Origin of the sequence: Candidatus Francisella endociliophora (assembly GCF_000764555.1) — a bacterium.
Taxonomy (GTDB): Bacteria; Pseudomonadota; Gammaproteobacteria; order Francisellales; family Francisellaceae; genus Francisella; species Francisella endociliophora.
In genome coordinates, this window is the sequence record NZ_CP009574.1 from 527,856 (window position 1) to 543,687 (window position 15,832).

Below are 15,832 nucleotides of genomic sequence, written 5' to 3' on the forward strand. Positions count from 1 at the left end.
TTATAAATCCCCTCTAGTACTCAAATAATCATTCCAATCTGATAAACCTTTATCCATCTGCTCAGCTGTCAATGGTGGTGGGGTTATATAAATATTTGGTATTTCGGCAGCAACCACACCCGCCTTTTCAACTCCTATACCGCTTTTATCCTTATCTGCCCATATATTTAATTCAGCATCTGGATACTTACTATAGAAGCTCTCTACAACATGAATATAGTTATTGCAGTTAAATACACATATAACCGATATATCAGCCTTAAAATGCTCTACAAGGCTTAATACACTCATACCTGTAGCGAAACCCTCAACAAAAATAAAACTATCATTAGAGGACTTATTTAATATCAAACATGAGCCTTTAGCATGAGCATCTTTATAAAACTTCTTAAAGCCATTTGGATATATCCCCTGTAAGCTCTGTATTTGATTATTAAAAGGTTCTACAGTACCAAAGCATGGAATTATCAATACATCGTTATACAAGCGTATTATTGGATGATTATTTATCTGTTTCTTTACTAAATAAGGGTGGTCCTTGTTAGCCAATGGTAACGATTTATAAAAATCAGTTAATTTAGTAGCTAAATCTTTTTTAGTATCTATTTCCTCCTGGTATTTTCTTTGTCTAGCTTCTCTTTGCTTTCTTAACTCTACAAAGTCTTGTATCTCATACTTGGGTTTTTCATCATCAATATAGGTATGTTTATCGCCTGCCCAATCACCAAAAACATATACATCTGTATCTACCCTTTGAAGCCATAAGTTTTTATTATTACCTTTCTTATTTTCATCATTAAATCTAATCCTATTACCAACATCTATGCTATAATTAAAACTGTTAGGCAATGAGTAACCAAGTCCACTAATGAAGTTATTGAATTTTGTTATATCCATTGTCTACTCTCCCCTCAATACTCTGCTAGGTTTTCTAGCTTCTACACCAATAGCTATAATTTCTTTGATATCTATAACTAAGTCAGTATATTTAGGATTGATATATACCCCTACAAGCTCTTTAGTGGATATTTCTTTAAGTAAGACTAATTGTATTCATCTTGATAGTTTTTGATGATAGCGATGTTGTTAGGCTCTGCTTTGATAGATTTATCAAATAAGACTTTATCATTAACATCTAAGTTAAACTCATGATCTTTATTTGTCATGTATCCATTCTTGATATCAATAAAAAATAAATGCTTTGTATTTTGACTTTGTTTAGACATGGCTATATTCCTCTTGTTGTTTTTTACTAAAATTAATCGGGTGGTTAGTAACCAGCAACAAGCCTAGCACTGTACCTTTCCCCATCGCTGGGTATTGTATGGATACAGTCCACCCGACAAAACAAAAGAGTTTAGCCGTATGATAGATATATTGATTAACATATCTTAAAAGTGCATAATAAAGCCCGCTAATAAAAGATATAGCACTAGCTATACATTTATGGCTATTATTACAATTCACTTTGTCATTGCTCTTATTAGTGGCAATATCACTACTTGTTGTTAGGTTACTAAGCCCGACAATCAAAGATGATAAAAGATTATTTGTAGATTGTAAAGTAGTCATATCTTTAATCCTCCAAAGGTAAGTCTGGTTGGATTAGTTTCTTAATAGCTTCCTCAAACTCTTTAAAACCTTTCCTAGCTTCTCTTTGGTCTACACCCATACGGCCCCATTCACTACCGTTATACGCAATCTGTTTTTCAAGTTCTAAAGTTCTATGTAGAATGGTATTGTTGAAGTTTCTATAGTTAGATTCCTCAAGCTCCTCAAGTTTACTGATAACCTTAAATCTAGTTTTAGGATTATATTTAAGAGCTAATTGCATAATACCTTTTCTACTAAAGATATACTGAGGGCTTTGCCTATTACTTCTATCCAAGTAGGAGGTTAAAGCAAATATGCTTTCACCTAATTCTATACCTAAATCGGCTATTTCTTTTCTAATGTCTCGCATGATATCTGCATGATTTTTACCAGTAAGCTCAGCAATATCTCTACTAGTCATTTTTATATCAATATTAGGATTAAAGAATTCTCCAGTTTCAATGATATTTTTTTCGGTGTTTCTTAGCTTTATTTGCATATTACACCTCCCTCTGGTTAGCTCTTTCTTCTAACCATTGGTCAATTTCATGCTTATAGAACAATACACAGCTGTCTGATATTTTTATCTGTTTTGGAAAAGATTGCTTTTCAATCCATCTATACAAAGTTGATCTTGATATATTGAACTTATCCATCACATCTTTAAGTCTTAAAGTCTCCACTTTAATTCTCCTTATATTTCTAAATGTTTAACTTAACCATTTTCTTTTTATGTCATGACATTTAGATTGTACAATCACTTGTAGCATCCCGATTTTGGACGTCCTTCGTTATGCTACAGTGATAAATATAAGGGGTAAATTAAGATAAAAAAATATGCCAATAATGCCACACTTTGTATGCCACTATATGCCATACTCTCTGTATGTGTTGAATTATAAGGCTTTGATATATGCCATATTAAATTTCATAATGACTAGCTATAAGTTCTTTTAAAACTCTACTTTTATCTCTTGATAAATGATAAGTTTTAGTTTTTTTATTGATAGTGTAATTATCTTGATACCATTTCAAGGTATTGTTATTTGATTTCAATGATTCTCGTATATTTGTATCATCATCTTCAATTACTCTTAAATCTTGCGAATAAAGTTTCTCATTATCTAGCCAATCCTGTATATCACTCTTTAGTATTGGCTTCTTATTTAGCCTTTTAGTTAAATAATCATATCTAGCTTGGAAAGCTAAAATAATATCATTGTATGGATTTAAAGCTTCACTATATTTATAGTTATCATCTTGATTAGTGGTTGATTTTGGTTGATTATCTTTTTTGGCTATATATGGTTCTAAGTCCAATATATCGCCAAAGTGTTCTATAAAGTCTTCAGAAGTTATATAAAAGGTAAAAGCTTTATTATTTTCAGATACTATTTCTTTAATGCCATCCTGATAATCTTCCATCTCTTTATTTTTAGTACTAGAAACTTTATAGCTTTTATTGTTGATACTTAATCCTATAATATTTATCTGCATACTATAACCGAAATGGTCATATCGTACAGAATAAATTCTTACATAATCAGCCCCATGCAAATTTGAAGAAGTTAATTGTTCGACATTTTCGTAATTATCTATATCTGATATGAAATAAAGACGACTATTGTTAATACTTCCATATAAGTCTATATATACAGGAAGATAATCCGATAGTTTTTTAACTAAAAGTTGATAAACATCGTAAATATTATAATCACAGCCTAAATTATTAAATATATAAAGTAGATCTTTACAGTTCAACCATTATTGACTAAGTAACAATTTAATTCTAGTATTTGACAAAACACACCTCCCACAGTGTCCCCAATAGATTAAGCACTCCCAAACACTTGGGTAATGTCTTTCGGTTGGCCTACCTAGAAAGTGCTTAATTAGTTAAATATTTAAATCCTCTTTAATGAGATATATAAGATAGTCATTTACTGATAAATTAAGCTCTTTTGCTCTTAATAATGCTAACTTACATACATCATCTTCCAGTTCAATAGTTATATTTGATGTTTTAACACTGTTCTTAGAGCCTTCTAGTGTAAAATCTTTTTTATTTCTCATTTTTATTTCTTTTCATCATAAATAGTAGAAGAGCTATTGAGCAAGATAACATAGTTAACCTTACAGTAAGCAAACCAATTAATGCTTTGAAATTCTTAGGGTTAACTACAAAGTCTGAATTATTCATATCTATGAATTTGTCATAAATATTACTACCCAAGACATACCTTTGAATATCATCTAAAAGGCTATATATTGGTGGTATCTCGTAGCTTATTATATAAACCAATAGCATAACTATAATAAAAATACTTATCGCGGTGGATAAAAGCTTTTTAATAGCTAATAGCCAATCATCAATTTTTATTATATTTAAAACAGTTAGCCTTAGTTTTAATGCTTTAGGACTTCTAATATCATCCTTAATACTATTACTTTGTTTACTAGCATTTTCTAAGTCTTTCTTTATATCATCAGACATAAGAGATACCCAGTATTTCTAATCTAATTTCTGCAGCTTGATATGACATCTCAAAGTCTGATACAAACTTAGCTAACCATACATAACCATCATTACTCTTATTTTTTTCTGCCCATTTTAGAACCTCATTCTTTGGGGCTAGCAATTCAGATGCAAATATATTAGCTTCCACCTCTTTACGAGCTGATTGTCCATCTATTCTATAGTCTATAGAGTAATTTTCATCGCCTCTATGATTTAATACTAGATGACCTATTTCGTGAGCTAAAGTAAACCTTTGTCTGTTAGGATTTTGTCTACTATCTATTAGTATGGTTTTATCATCATATAATATGGCACCACTAACCGTGTTTATTTCGTCTTTATCCATGTTTGATAGGTTAGATACCTTAACTTCATAACCTAATTCATTAGCTAATTTAACTAGCTGTATAGGTGTTTTTAATGTATGTTCTCTATATATATCATTGGCTTTTATTCTTACTTCTTCATTTGTCATTTTCTCGCCTCCGACACTTATTTATATGTAATAATAGAATATCATAAATTCCTAAGTTAGTATTGTATTCAATCAGATAGAGCTACACTATTTAATCATCTTTTAAAGTATCATACTGTATCATGCGGTCTTATTGCTGCATGAAAATCATACAAAATTTGTATATCAAATTGTATGCCATTTTATTTGACATAGGTATTTAACTATTACTACCAAACTTTATTATATTAGAGTTTAATTTTATATCATTCATACATTCTGCTAATCCATCTATAATCTCACATCTATCTTTGAAGTAATCATAAGTGTTATATGTAGCTTGTACTTTATTTTGAGCCTCATGTTGTAGTAAGGTCTCTATAGCTATATAACTCCAACCCTTTTCAGTCGCCAAACTATGAAGTAAAGTTGATATTATATGTCTAAAGCCATGGGTAGTTTGAGCTGGTTTATCTCCTGTACCATCATAACCCATTCTTTTAAAAGCTTGATTGATAGTACCAATACTAATAGGCTTGCTCTTGATAGATGAAAATACATGCTCTTTATTGCCATTAATACTTTTCATATATTTAAGAATTTCTACTGCCTCTTTAGCTAATGGTTGGGCAAACTCTTTTCTATTTTTCATTCTGCTAGATTCTTCAATCAATATATGTGGTCTAGCTTCATTTTCTGTACCATCCAAGTATACTTCGCTCCATTTGAGTTCTGCTATCATAGACGGTCTAAAACCTAAATATGGCAGTATTTGCAATGCTTTGATAGTTTGTATCTGTCCTCTATAACTATCCATATCATTTAGAAGTGTACTTAGCCATGAGCGTTGTCTTAATGGGTCTATATGTGAATATCTTTTACCTTTTTCGGGCATGAGAATTTCACCCCTCTTTAAACCAGCCATGATGTTATGCTCTAAACCGCAATGGTAAGTAGCATATCTAAACATTCCAGATAAAATGTCAAATAACTTATCTTGCTTAGTTGGAGTGTCTTTAAATTTATTAAAGAAGTTTAATAGCTCTTGTATTGCTATTTTATTGATATGTCTTTTCTTAAATATTGGTGCTATGTCTTTCTCATAATACCCAGGATTCTTTTTTATAGTTTGCCCTGTCCAAGATTTAGTTTCTATTTTCCATTGAATATAGTTTTTAGCAACATTACTAAACAAAAGCTCATCTTTGCCTTTTAAGCTATCTCTATAAGCTCTAGGGTCTTCACCATTGGCTATAAGCTCTTTGTACTGTACTGCTAACTTTCTAGCATTTTGTAAACTTAATGCTGGATAACTACCAATACCCATATATGAGCCGTTATATCTAAACTGCCATGACTTAGTACCAGAGCCTTTATTTACTTTCAGATATAAGCTATTACCATCAGGTTTACGATAATCACCATCTGTAGGTTTTAAGCTATTTATTTTAGATACAGTAAGTTTTCCAGCCATATATAGATACTCTCAAATATATTTTCTAAATACATTATATCTAGGATACAGTTTAGGATACACTTTTTTGTGGGTTTATATGCTAATTCATGATACACCTTGAGACAATAAATATTCTCAAAGTATTGATATTATTGAGTTTATGATACAGGATAAAACTTTATAAAACACCACAATGGTGCGGACGGGGAGACTCGAACTCCCACAGATTTCTCCGCTGGAACCTAAATCCAGTGCGTCTACCAATTTCGCCACGTCCGCAATAACTGGGGTGATTGATGGGACTTGAACCCACGACAACCGGAATCACAATCCGGGGCTCTACCAACTGAGCTACAACCACCATTACAAATTGCTATTTAAATTGTAATGGCACGTCTGGCAGGATTCGAACCTGCTACCCTCGGCTTAGAAGGCCGATGCTCTATCCAGATGAGCTACAGACGCATCAAACATGGTCGGAGCAGAGGGATTTGAACCCCCGACCCTCTGGTCCCAAACCAGATGCGCTACCAAACTGCGCTATGCTCCGAACAATACTTATTTAATGGTGGCCTGAGGCGGAATCGAACCACCGACACGAGGATTTTCAATCCTCTGCTCTACCGACTGAGCTATCAGGCCAATGACGAGTATTATACATATATAGAGATATTTAAGTCAATACTTTTATATGTATTTTATAATATTTTTTCCTCAAAAAAGGTTTTAGATCCTTGATTATCTGCATAAGCATATAAAGTCTGAGCTATAGAAGTTGATCCTGAGCATATATTTCCTTGTTTATCTATCGCTATCAAACCAACATAATCTCCCAAATCATCACTTTCTGCTATAGATTTATTTACAGCTTTATCTAAAGGCATCCCATCTTTAACTCTAGTAGCTATTTTTGCAGCAACAGCTTGGTTTACTATATGCTCTCCTATACCCGTGCACGATATTCCCATAGCTTCGTTAGCAAAATTTCCTGCAACAGTTGGGCTATCACCTACTCTACCCGGATACTCAAACCCTGCACCACCAGTAGAAGTGACTGCACATATTTTACCTTTTGAATCTAAAGCAACGACACCAATAGTCCCTGTATAACCTTTTTTAAGTTCAAGATATTCTTGATATCTTTTTTCTGTCATTGGGTTATATTTAGGCAACCCCATAATATCATGAGCAAATGTTGTAGCTTGCTCACCTCCCAATATACTGTGATGCTGTTGCATAAGCCTATTAGCAACTTCTATAGGATTTTTTATATTCTGAATATTAATAACGCCTGCAAACTTTTGTTTTTCGCTGTCTATAATAGATGCTGACATTCTAATTTGTCCATCTTGCTGAACTCTTGATCCTGTACCAGCATTAAAAATTTCATCATCTTCTAGAAGCTTTGCAGCGTAAATAGCAGCCTCATTAGCATCATCAACTTTTTTTAAATACTCATATGATTTTTGAATAATTGGTATTAGATGATTATGGTAGTCTACAAATGATGTATTTTTATCTTCTCTAGCACCACAGCCACCATGTATAATTATTTTTTGCATTTTTTATAAACCTACGAAAATTAAAGGAAACAAGAGTTATGAAAAGGATTAATAATTAGTATTCTACTAAACAAGTATTTAGATCAAATTTTTGACCTTCCAATAACATGTGCATACGAATATCTACTAAGCTTATCGGTGCATTATTACGTGCATTGTGTAATGAAGAATGCTTAAGGTGAGAGAAGTCTATAATAGTAACCATACCAGAGCCAACAACTTCAATAACATTTTCATAGTTCAATAATGCTGAAGTATCTTCATCAATACCAACACCTACCATATAAGGGTTATATGAAAGAGCTGCTAAAAGTCTTCCCAATCTATCTCTTTGAGAGAAATGCTGATCTACCAAAAGCTTATTTGTTAGACCTAAACCAGGAGCTAAATTTACCATATTACATCTAGGCATAAGACCTGCTTGTCCGCCAGCAATCATAAACCCTGAAATAAAAGCAGCACCAGCTGAAGTTCCAGCAACATTTACACCTTTTGCATTTAATCTACGGATTAACTGTGCAATTGGTGTACCACCTAAAGTTGTTGAAAGTAACAATTGATTTCCACCTGTCATAAAAATACCAGTACATTGAGCAAGCTTATCTTGATAATCTTTATTTGTAGTAGCTTCTAATCTTGTTTCAATTTTTAAATTATGAGCTTCTTTCACGCCCATTTTCTTGAAAATATCAACATATATATCTCCAGTATCAGGAAGTTTTGATGCTGTTGGTATAACTGCAATTACAGCATCTTCACCACCAGATAGTTCAATAAATTTCTCTAAAACTGTAGGGCTTGCAAATTTGTCTTCTCCCCCACCTATAGGCATTATAAATCCACGATGATCCTTTTGTACTGGTTTAGAAGGCATCTTAAAAATCTCCTTTATAATTTATATCTTTTAATATAAGTAGTAATAATATTTTGGATAGAATAATACTAGCTAATAAACATTTTTTCTATAAAAAAGGTTTATTTTTAATATATAAATTGATATATACAGACATTTACCCTTCTAACAATTAATGATATTCTATCCAATATAGAATTTTTATATCTTAAGTCTTATTAAAAATGAAAAATATCAAAGCTCTTACGATTGGTGGCGCAACTTTAGACACCATTATAGAATATGAAGAAATGTTCACTATGAATATGCAAAAAAAAGATGTTACTCAATCTTATATGCTACTTGAAGAAGGGGCAAAAATAGAAGTTAAAGAGCATAATTCTTTTTCAGGTGGTGGTGCTACAAATGCTGCAGTTTCATTTAAGAAACAAAATATAGATGTTAGCTTTTTTGGAAAAATTGGCAAAGATATAACAGGTGAAAAAATAGCTCAAGAACTTGATAGTTTTGGAATAGATATATCAAATATAAAATATTCAGAAAAATATGGTACTGCAACATCATATGTGATCCCAACATTAAGCGGTGATCGAACAATTTTTGCATATAGAGGTGCTAATAAAGATATTCTGAAAGATGATTTACCATCTCAAGCAATTATTGATAGTGACTTTATATATATAACCTCTTTAAGCGAATCTTCTGCAGCCAGATTACCTGAGATAGTTAAACTAGCATCAGAAAATAATACAAAAGTGGCTATTAATCCAGGATCTAGTCAATTAAGTGTTGGTAAAAGCTTTATCAAAGACTCAATGTTTGGTATTGATATACTTGTCTTAAACTATGAAGAAGCACAAAAGCTAATGTTATCGTTATTATCTTCTAATGACAAAGATGTAGCTGAATCAAAAGATAGATTAGAGTCTAATCATAAAGAAAGTAATCATGACTTTCTAAATGCAACATTTAGACTGAAAGATTTTTTTACAATATGCCTTGATATAGGTGTAAGATTGATTGTTGTGACTGATGGTGGTAATGGTGTATATGCTGCAAATACTGAAAATATTTACCACAGTGAGTCATTACACATTAAAAATGTAGTCAACACTCTAGGTGCAGGGGATTCATTCAGTTCAACTTTCTGTGCAAATATTTATAAAGGAAACCCAATTGAAGAATCTCTAAAGTATGCTCTAATAAATGCTAGTCATGTAATCCAATATCCAGATGCAAAAAGTGGTTTACAGACATCAGAAAATCTTGAAAAGATCAAATCGAAAATGAGCAGCGGCTTAGACAAGAAAATAACTGTTACACCCTGGTAGCAATATATCTACCCTCAAAAAATGATTCCACATCAGCCACATAATAGTCTATCTCGACATTATCATGAAAGTTTGCTGCTGATTTACTATCATCCGCATGAATTAAAACTGTTTCCATCCCTAAATGCTTTGCAGTTATTAAATTATGTGATGAATCCTCAAAAAATATGGCATTATTTAAATCAATATTGAATCTATATCTACCTATTTCAAAATACTTATATTTTGGCTTAGCAACAAGTCCTGTATCCTCTAATGTCAGTACGCCATCAAAAGAATCCGCAAGCCCTAACTGGTGCAGTACTCTATACGTATGGAAATTTGAAGCATTGGTAAAGATATAAGTGCGGTGATTTCTTCTTAATTCATTAATAATACTATTTAATTTTTCATTTGGCTTAAAGTGGTCAATCTCGATATCATCGATATAGTTTAAAAACTCTTTATAATCAATATTATGATAACGCATCATTCCTAACATAGTTGATCCAAACTCATAATACAATTCATCTCGAATTGAATCAGCCTTTTCAGTATCTGAGATGTCTAGTTTAAGTCTTACATACTCACTCATTCTTTTTAGCTGGCTATCAAATAAGCCATTTTTATATGAATAGAGTGTATTATCAAGATCAAATATGTAGGTTTTCATATAGTTATTTTATAATTATTCTAAAATAATTATATCATCCTCACTGACATAATCACCCACTTGAATTTCTATTATTTTTAAAGGTTCATTTTGGTTATTCTCTAAACGATGTTCTTTAGCTATTGGGATATATGTTGACTGATTCTTTTCAAGATCAAATTTCTCATCGCCAAGTATAGCAGTTGCAATACCTTCTAGCACTACCCAATGCTCACTTCTATTTTGATGCTTTTGTAATAATAATTTTGAGTTGGGATTAAGGTGTATTTTCTTAACTTTATACCCTGATGAAGAAATAAGAGTTTGGTAATACCCCCATGGGCGATAAACTAATGAATGTTTCTCTGCTAATTCTGGAGCATTTTGTTTAACCTTTTCAAGAACCTTTTTTACATCTTGGGATGAACCTTTTTTCGCTATTAATAGAGCATCATGTGTATCAACAACAAGTAAATTTTCAACATCGATCATTGAAACTTGTCGTGACTCTGATACTAATAAATTATTTTTAGAATTAGATAAAACAGGTTTATTCACATCATCTTTATGTATAATTGCATTGTTATTTTGTTTAGCTACTTGCTCCTCAAGAGAGTCAAAACTACCTAAGTCCGACCAACCAATATCTTCACATTTAACAACTTTTACTTTTTTACTTTTTTCCATTACAGCATAGTCAATACTATCACTGGGAATATCAAGCATAGCTTGCTGATCTATCCTAACTTCAAAATTCTGATTATTTGCAAAAGCAATTATCGATTTTTGATATATTTCATTAGAATATTTTTCTAATTCTGCTAAAAACACTCCTGCTTTAAAACAAAAAATACCTGCATTCCAATAATAGTTTTGCTGCTCAATGTATTGTCTAGCTGTTTCAAGATCTGGTTTTTCTTTAAAAGATACAACATCATCTCCATTTGCTTGAATATAACCATAACCAGTCTCTGGTTTAGTAGGTTGTATACCAAAGGTAACAATGCTGCCATCAGAAGCCATAGATTCAGCCTCTTTTAAAGCTACTTCATATGCTTGTTGGTTTTTTATAAGATGATCAGAAGGAGTTACTAATACTATATCATCAGGATCTACTGCCAAGCATGCAAGAGCTATTGCAGGAGCGGTATTTCGTGGTGCTGATTCAAGAATATATTTATAAATATCTCCCTCTAACTCAATCACCTGATCCTGAGCTAAAAAATATTGCTCAATATTAGAAACTATTACAGTCTTGTTACATATAACACTATTTCTATTTAAAGTGTCTTGAAATAGCGACTTATTATCGAATAGTCTCACAAATTGTTTCGGGAAAGATGTACGACTTAGTGGCCATAGTCTAGTACCAGAGCCACCGCAAAGAATTATGTTTATCATAGAAAATATCAAAAGTTTACTCTAGTTATATGATAACAAGCATTTTGCATATATTGAATTTTAACTTATGTATTTTCAAACATTTCTCTTAGCAAGTAATAAAATATAAGAGTAAAAGTGTAATTGTTTTTACTTATTAATATTATTTTTATACAAATTATCCAATGACGCTATCATCTTATCTATAGTAAAAAAACGCTCTTCATCATAATACTCTAGATCTATTTGTTGCAATTCATTTGCAAGATCTAGATGATTTGTTAAAGAAAAAAGCTCTACATTATTACTATGCCTTGCTATAGTTCTATTTCCATAAGTATCAGAAAGTAAAAGCTTCTTTTTTGCATCTAGTGCTTCTAAGGCTGCTATTGATAAACCCTCCCACCGAGACGGTAAAATAAAAATATCAGATGCATTTAAAAGCTCATATATATCCTTTCTACTGCCCAAGAAGTTTATATTTTTAATATTCCTAGATTTAACATAATTCTCTATTTCTAACCTAGTAGCCCCATCCCCAGCAAAATAAAACACAAAATCATTAGATCGTTTATTTAAAACTTCAATAGCTTTTACCAGAGAAAAATAATCCTTCTGAAAATCAAATCTTGCTATAGTTATACAAATAGTTTTATCTATTGGAAAGCCTAACTCTTTTCTTATAATACTTATAGGTTTAGCATTATTATTCATTAAAGTATAATCAATGCCATTGTATATTTTCTCTGAATTTAATCCATATAGTTCTTGTAAGGTATATTCATCCTCATCTGAAATAGTAATTATTTGATCTGCTTTTCTATATAAAAAACCTTCTAATTTCTTTCTTAAAAATGATCTAGCTTTTGGAATAACCCCTTTTTGAAACTCATATTTATGAATATGAAAACCATGAATAGTAATAAGTTTAAAAAACTTTAGCTTATATAAAAATAAAAATGGTTTCATACTATGGAAATGCACAATATCTGGATTAAATAATTCAATATCTTTTTTAGCATAACCATTATTTATTTCTACATTTTGTAAATCATCAAACTTACTAGAGTTATCACCACCTCTCTTAGCAAAGATTTTAAAATGATGCTGCGGCATCTCTTTGCATATTTGAAAAAGATGTTCAGGTCCGCCACCTATAGACAAATGTTCTGTTACTAAAGCTATTTTCATCTATGTCTCTTCAATACTTTTGTGAGCAATATTTTTACTATATTTACATACATAAAAAACTTACCTTTATTTGTATTTGTTATATTTTTAAAAAGCTTATTTATTACATTACTAATTTTTTTTCTTTGCGCAAAAACAGCTTTATTAAAAACACAGCAACTACATGCTAAATAATATTTATATAAAACTGATGCTTGATAAATATAAACAGCATCAGATAAACAAAAATCTTTTTCTATTAAAAATTTATTTTGTGAAACAAATATATCAATATAAGTATCGGATGTTTTAACAATATTTTTTATATTCTTAGCTGTCCCCATAATACTTGATTTTCTTTGGAAGTAAAAATACTTAATTGAACTATTTCTTACAATCTTATTAGCTGATAAGAATAACTTATACATAACCTCTAAATCTTCAAAAATAATTCCTTCTCTAAATCTATTTTTCTTAAAAAAGAAGCTATTAAATAATTTACCGCAAGCTGATGTTTCTAATTTATTTAAAATAAGTTTATTAACAGCTTCTTTTTGAGAGAATGTTTTAATTTTATTAGTATTAGGAATATCTTCTACATTAGAATCATATACATTTTCAAATCCTACTATCGAAATATCGGCATTATTATCAATAATATTTTGATATAAAGTATTAATGTAATCTAGAGCAACCCAATCATCACTATCAATAAAGGTAATATATTTACCTTTATTGATTTCTAATCCTGCATTTCTGGCACTAGACAGTCCACCATTATTTTTATTTATTAAAATAATGCGGCTATCTTTATCTATATATTGCTGACATATCTCTAACGAATTATCAGTAGATCCATCATTTACAAGTATAATTTCTAAATTTTTATATGTCTGATTAATAACAGAATCCAAACATCTAACTAAATAGTTTTGAACATTATAAACTGGAATTATTACACTTATTAAAACTGATTCTTTCATGATTTAATTTTATTCCTTTTAATCATATTCTTGAAATAAAATATTTTTCCTTCAAAAACATAATGAAGAAAACCTACCCAAAATCTTTTGTATACAATACAGTTTAATAGCTCTTTATATCGATTCTTTATTTTAAAATAAGATATTTTAAAAAACATTTTACAAAGTAACTTATTTAACTCTCTTAAGTCAAAAAAATCTCTTTGAGAGTACAACTTGTTTACTTTATCAAAGTAAATAGCTACTTTCCTTATAGATATTAACTTAAGCAGATTCTCTTCAAAATTAATAGGTATATAATGTATAAAGCACTCTTCATTAGTTCTAAAGAAACTAGGGTCTATACTCTTAAGTAAGTCCGAAACTATTTGATTAAAGATTCTTCTTCTTTCGTTAATATTCTCAACCGCTTCAGCTTTTTGAGTTACACTATTATCATGGACTCTGTAGTATAGTAAAACTTTTTGTATATTACTAAACTCAGTATATTTATATAAATCGACCCACAACTTATAATCTTCAATATTTTTATATTCATGGTTGTAGAAAATATTATTATTAATTAATACTTTTCTTCTTATAATCACTGATGGATGAGCAAAAGGTACATAATATAAAAGGAGACTTTTTAATTTCTTGTCATTTTTTTGAGGTTTCCAAAAACATTCATTATAATCTTCTCCAATTTTTTTTATCCAAGTTCCACAAACTCCAACTTTATGGTTCCTTTCCATAAACTCAACTTGCTCAGAAAACCTTTTTGGTAAACTAATATCATCAGCATCCATTCTCACAATATATTTACCTTTTGCAAGAATTACACCTTCATTTAAAGAAAAAACTAAACCCTTATTTTCCCTATCTATTAGAACAAACCTATCATCAATTTTTTGATATTTTTTTATTATATCTAAACTCTTATCTGATGAACCATCATTTATAATGATAAATTCAAAATCTTTAAATGTCTGATTTAATACACTTTCAATCGCTTCACCAACATATTTCTCAGCATTATAGACAGGCATAACTACAGATATTAACGGCTTATTCATATTTTTATCCAACTCTCTGGGCATATATCACTTTGATTTATACTATCATCATTAAACCATCTGTTGGGGGCTATAATGATCTTTTCACTATTTTGATTAAGCCAGGCACCCCACCAACTAAACGAGCTATTAGCAATAATGTTATGTTTACATATAGACATAATTTGCATATCTCTATAACTATCTGAGCCAGTATTAGTACAAATATAAGTTACGTCCTCAATATCTAAACACTGTTTACACCATTCAATATCATCTGAAAATACAAAAAAATGGGGGGATTCAACTCTTGATTTAATTATATCGATAGCGTTATTATAATAATCTAAATTACATATATCTCCATGAAGTGGATGATTAATGTAATCGCCTCTCCTTACATGAATAGAAACTAAACTTCTATTTTTATATTCCTCTAGTATTTTAGCATTTTTATCGTCTAATGTCTGAAATTTAAATATCTCTCTTATTTGTTTTTCTACACTTTTAAAATATTTTTCAGACTGCCAATACCCATCTAAATAACAATTATCTTTATTATAATATTTTTTATTAAACCCAAAGTCATCCTGAGAGAAATAGTTCTTATGATACTTAATAAATCTATTAAGAAACTTTGAGAACAAACTTCTAAAAAATTTTCTTTTACATCGACATAAAGAAATACTTTGTCTAATATTTTCAAAAACACGATCTAATTCAAATCCATTATGTTGTGTATAAGTTTCAAAGTCCCTAATATCTATACAACAATCTTTATACTTTTGCTTTAAGCTCATATAAAAAGCATATTGAAACATTTGGTTTCCCAAACCGCCCTGTATTTTTACCACTTTCATACACTAC

General features: G+C 30.3%; 19 protein-coding genes and 5 tRNA genes. 1 reads left to right on the top strand and 23 read right to left on the bottom strand.

Annotated features, from left to right (window positions below):
• The 17 genes from QI37_RS02500 to QI37_RS02575 all read right to left on the bottom strand — a co-directional run bounded on the left by QI37_RS02500 (position 1) and on the right by QI37_RS02575 (position 8,457).
• Positions 1–897 carry a primase/helicase family protein gene (locus QI37_RS02500; protein WP_040008252.1) on the bottom strand — a complete coding sequence of 299 codons (897 nt, stop codon included), beginning with the start codon at positions 895–897 and terminating at the stop codon, positions 1–3.
• A gap of 146 nt (positions 898–1,043) precedes the next feature.
• A complete protein-coding gene (locus QI37_RS02505) occupies positions 1,044–1,226 on the bottom strand; it encodes a hypothetical protein (protein WP_040008254.1) in 183 nt (60 codons plus the stop codon).
• Complete coding sequence (locus QI37_RS02510; protein WP_040008255.1) at positions 1,219–1,572, bottom strand: hypothetical protein; 354 nt, start codon at positions 1,570–1,572, stop codon at positions 1,219–1,221. The genes QI37_RS02505 and QI37_RS02510 overlap by 8 nt, the downstream gene beginning before the upstream one ends.
• Positions 1,573–1,576: 4 nt before the next feature.
• Positions 1,577–2,092: a Rha family transcriptional regulator gene (locus QI37_RS09870; protein ID WP_052399125.1), complete on the bottom strand. Its 516-nt coding sequence runs from the start codon at positions 2,090–2,092 to the stop codon at positions 1,577–1,579.
• Position 2,093: 1 nt separating this feature from the next.
• Entirely contained in the window at positions 2,094–2,276 is a 183-nt protein-coding gene (locus tag QI37_RS02520) for a helix-turn-helix transcriptional regulator (RefSeq protein ID WP_040008256.1), read from the bottom strand.
• Positions 2,277–2,514: 238 nt separating this feature from the next.
• Complete coding sequence (locus QI37_RS02525; protein ID WP_040008258.1) at positions 2,515–3,354, bottom strand: hypothetical protein; 840 nt, start codon at positions 3,352–3,354, stop codon at positions 2,515–2,517.
• Positions 3,355–3,489: 135 nt separating this feature from the next.
• On the bottom strand, positions 3,490–3,666 hold the full coding sequence (locus QI37_RS10230) for a hypothetical protein (RefSeq protein ID WP_158409062.1): 177 nt from the start codon (positions 3,664–3,666) through the stop codon (positions 3,490–3,492).
• Complete coding sequence (locus QI37_RS02530) at positions 3,656–4,087, bottom strand: hypothetical protein (RefSeq protein WP_040008261.1); 432 nt, start codon at positions 4,085–4,087, stop codon at positions 3,656–3,658. Before QI37_RS02530 ends, QI37_RS10230 begins: the two co-directional genes overlap by 11 nt.
• The gene (locus tag QI37_RS02535; RefSeq protein ID WP_052399126.1) at positions 4,080–4,586 is read right to left on the bottom strand and encodes an ImmA/IrrE family metallo-endopeptidase; all 507 of its coding nucleotides are present in this window, start codon (positions 4,584–4,586) and stop codon (positions 4,080–4,082) included. The genes QI37_RS02530 and QI37_RS02535 overlap by 8 nt, the downstream gene beginning before the upstream one ends.
• 199 nt (positions 4,587–4,785) lie before the next feature.
• On the bottom strand, positions 4,786–6,039 hold the full coding sequence (locus QI37_RS02540) for a tyrosine-type recombinase/integrase (protein WP_040008262.1): 1,254 nt from the start codon (positions 6,037–6,039) through the stop codon (positions 4,786–4,788).
• A gap of 176 nt (positions 6,040–6,215) precedes the next feature.
• Positions 6,216–6,300 (bottom strand) — tRNA-Leu (locus QI37_RS02545).
• 6 nt (positions 6,301–6,306) lie between these two features.
• Positions 6,307–6,382 (bottom strand) — tRNA-His (locus tag QI37_RS02550).
• A gap of 27 nt (positions 6,383–6,409) precedes the next feature.
• A tRNA-Arg gene (locus QI37_RS02555) sits at positions 6,410–6,486 on the bottom strand.
• An 8-nt stretch (positions 6,487–6,494) separates the two neighbouring features.
• Positions 6,495–6,571: transfer RNA gene (locus QI37_RS02560), tRNA-Pro, on the bottom strand.
• A 16-nt stretch (positions 6,572–6,587) separates the two neighbouring features.
• Positions 6,588–6,663, bottom strand: a tRNA-Phe gene (locus QI37_RS02565).
• A 56-nt stretch (positions 6,664–6,719) separates the two neighbouring features.
• The gene (locus QI37_RS02570; RefSeq protein ID WP_040008264.1) at positions 6,720–7,583 is read right to left on the bottom strand and encodes an isoaspartyl peptidase/L-asparaginase; all 864 of its coding nucleotides are present in this window, start codon (positions 7,581–7,583) and stop codon (positions 6,720–6,722) included.
• A 55-nt stretch (positions 7,584–7,638) separates the two neighbouring features.
• On the bottom strand, positions 7,639–8,457 hold the full coding sequence (locus tag QI37_RS02575) for a cyanophycinase (protein WP_040008266.1): 819 nt from the start codon (positions 8,455–8,457) through the stop codon (positions 7,639–7,641).
• Between the two features lie 203 nt (positions 8,458–8,660).
• On the opposite strand from QI37_RS02575, the gene QI37_RS02580 reads away from it, so the two are divergent.
• A complete protein-coding gene (locus QI37_RS02580) occupies positions 8,661–9,767 on the top strand; it encodes a carbohydrate kinase family protein (protein ID WP_040008269.1) in 1,107 nt (368 codons plus the stop codon).
• On the opposite strand, the gene QI37_RS02585 is transcribed toward QI37_RS02580, so the two are convergent.
• The 6 genes from QI37_RS02585 to QI37_RS02610 all read right to left on the bottom strand — a co-directional run bounded on the left by QI37_RS02585 (position 9,754) and on the right by QI37_RS02610 (position 15,825).
• Positions 9,754–10,419, bottom strand: a complete 666-nt coding sequence (locus QI37_RS02585) for a pyrimidine 5'-nucleotidase (protein WP_040008271.1) — start codon at positions 10,417–10,419, stop codon at positions 9,754–9,756. The two genes, QI37_RS02580 and QI37_RS02585, sit on opposite strands and share 14 nt — an antisense overlap.
• Before the next feature lie 15 nt (positions 10,420–10,434).
• Entirely contained in the window at positions 10,435–11,799 is a 1,365-nt protein-coding gene (locus QI37_RS02590) for a mannose-1-phosphate guanylyltransferase/mannose-6-phosphate isomerase (RefSeq protein ID WP_040008272.1), read from the bottom strand.
• 129 nt (positions 11,800–11,928) lie between these two features.
• Positions 11,929–12,969 (bottom strand): glycosyltransferase family 4 protein, encoded by a 1,041-nt coding sequence (locus QI37_RS02595; protein ID WP_040008274.1) that lies wholly within the window; start codon positions 12,967–12,969, stop codon positions 11,929–11,931.
• On the bottom strand, positions 12,966–13,931 hold the full coding sequence (locus QI37_RS02600; protein WP_052399127.1) for a glycosyltransferase family 2 protein: 966 nt from the start codon (positions 13,929–13,931) through the stop codon (positions 12,966–12,968). The genes QI37_RS02595 and QI37_RS02600 overlap by 4 nt, the downstream gene beginning before the upstream one ends.
• Complete coding sequence (locus QI37_RS09875) at positions 13,928–14,986, bottom strand: glycosyltransferase family 2 protein (protein ID WP_052399128.1); 1,059 nt, start codon at positions 14,984–14,986, stop codon at positions 13,928–13,930. The genes QI37_RS02600 and QI37_RS09875 overlap by 4 nt, the downstream gene beginning before the upstream one ends.
• Entirely contained in the window at positions 14,983–15,825 is an 843-nt protein-coding gene (locus QI37_RS02610; RefSeq protein WP_040008276.1) for an alpha-1,2-fucosyltransferase, read from the bottom strand. Before QI37_RS02610 ends, QI37_RS09875 begins: the two co-directional genes overlap by 4 nt.
• Positions 15,826–15,832: the final 7 nt, after the last annotated feature.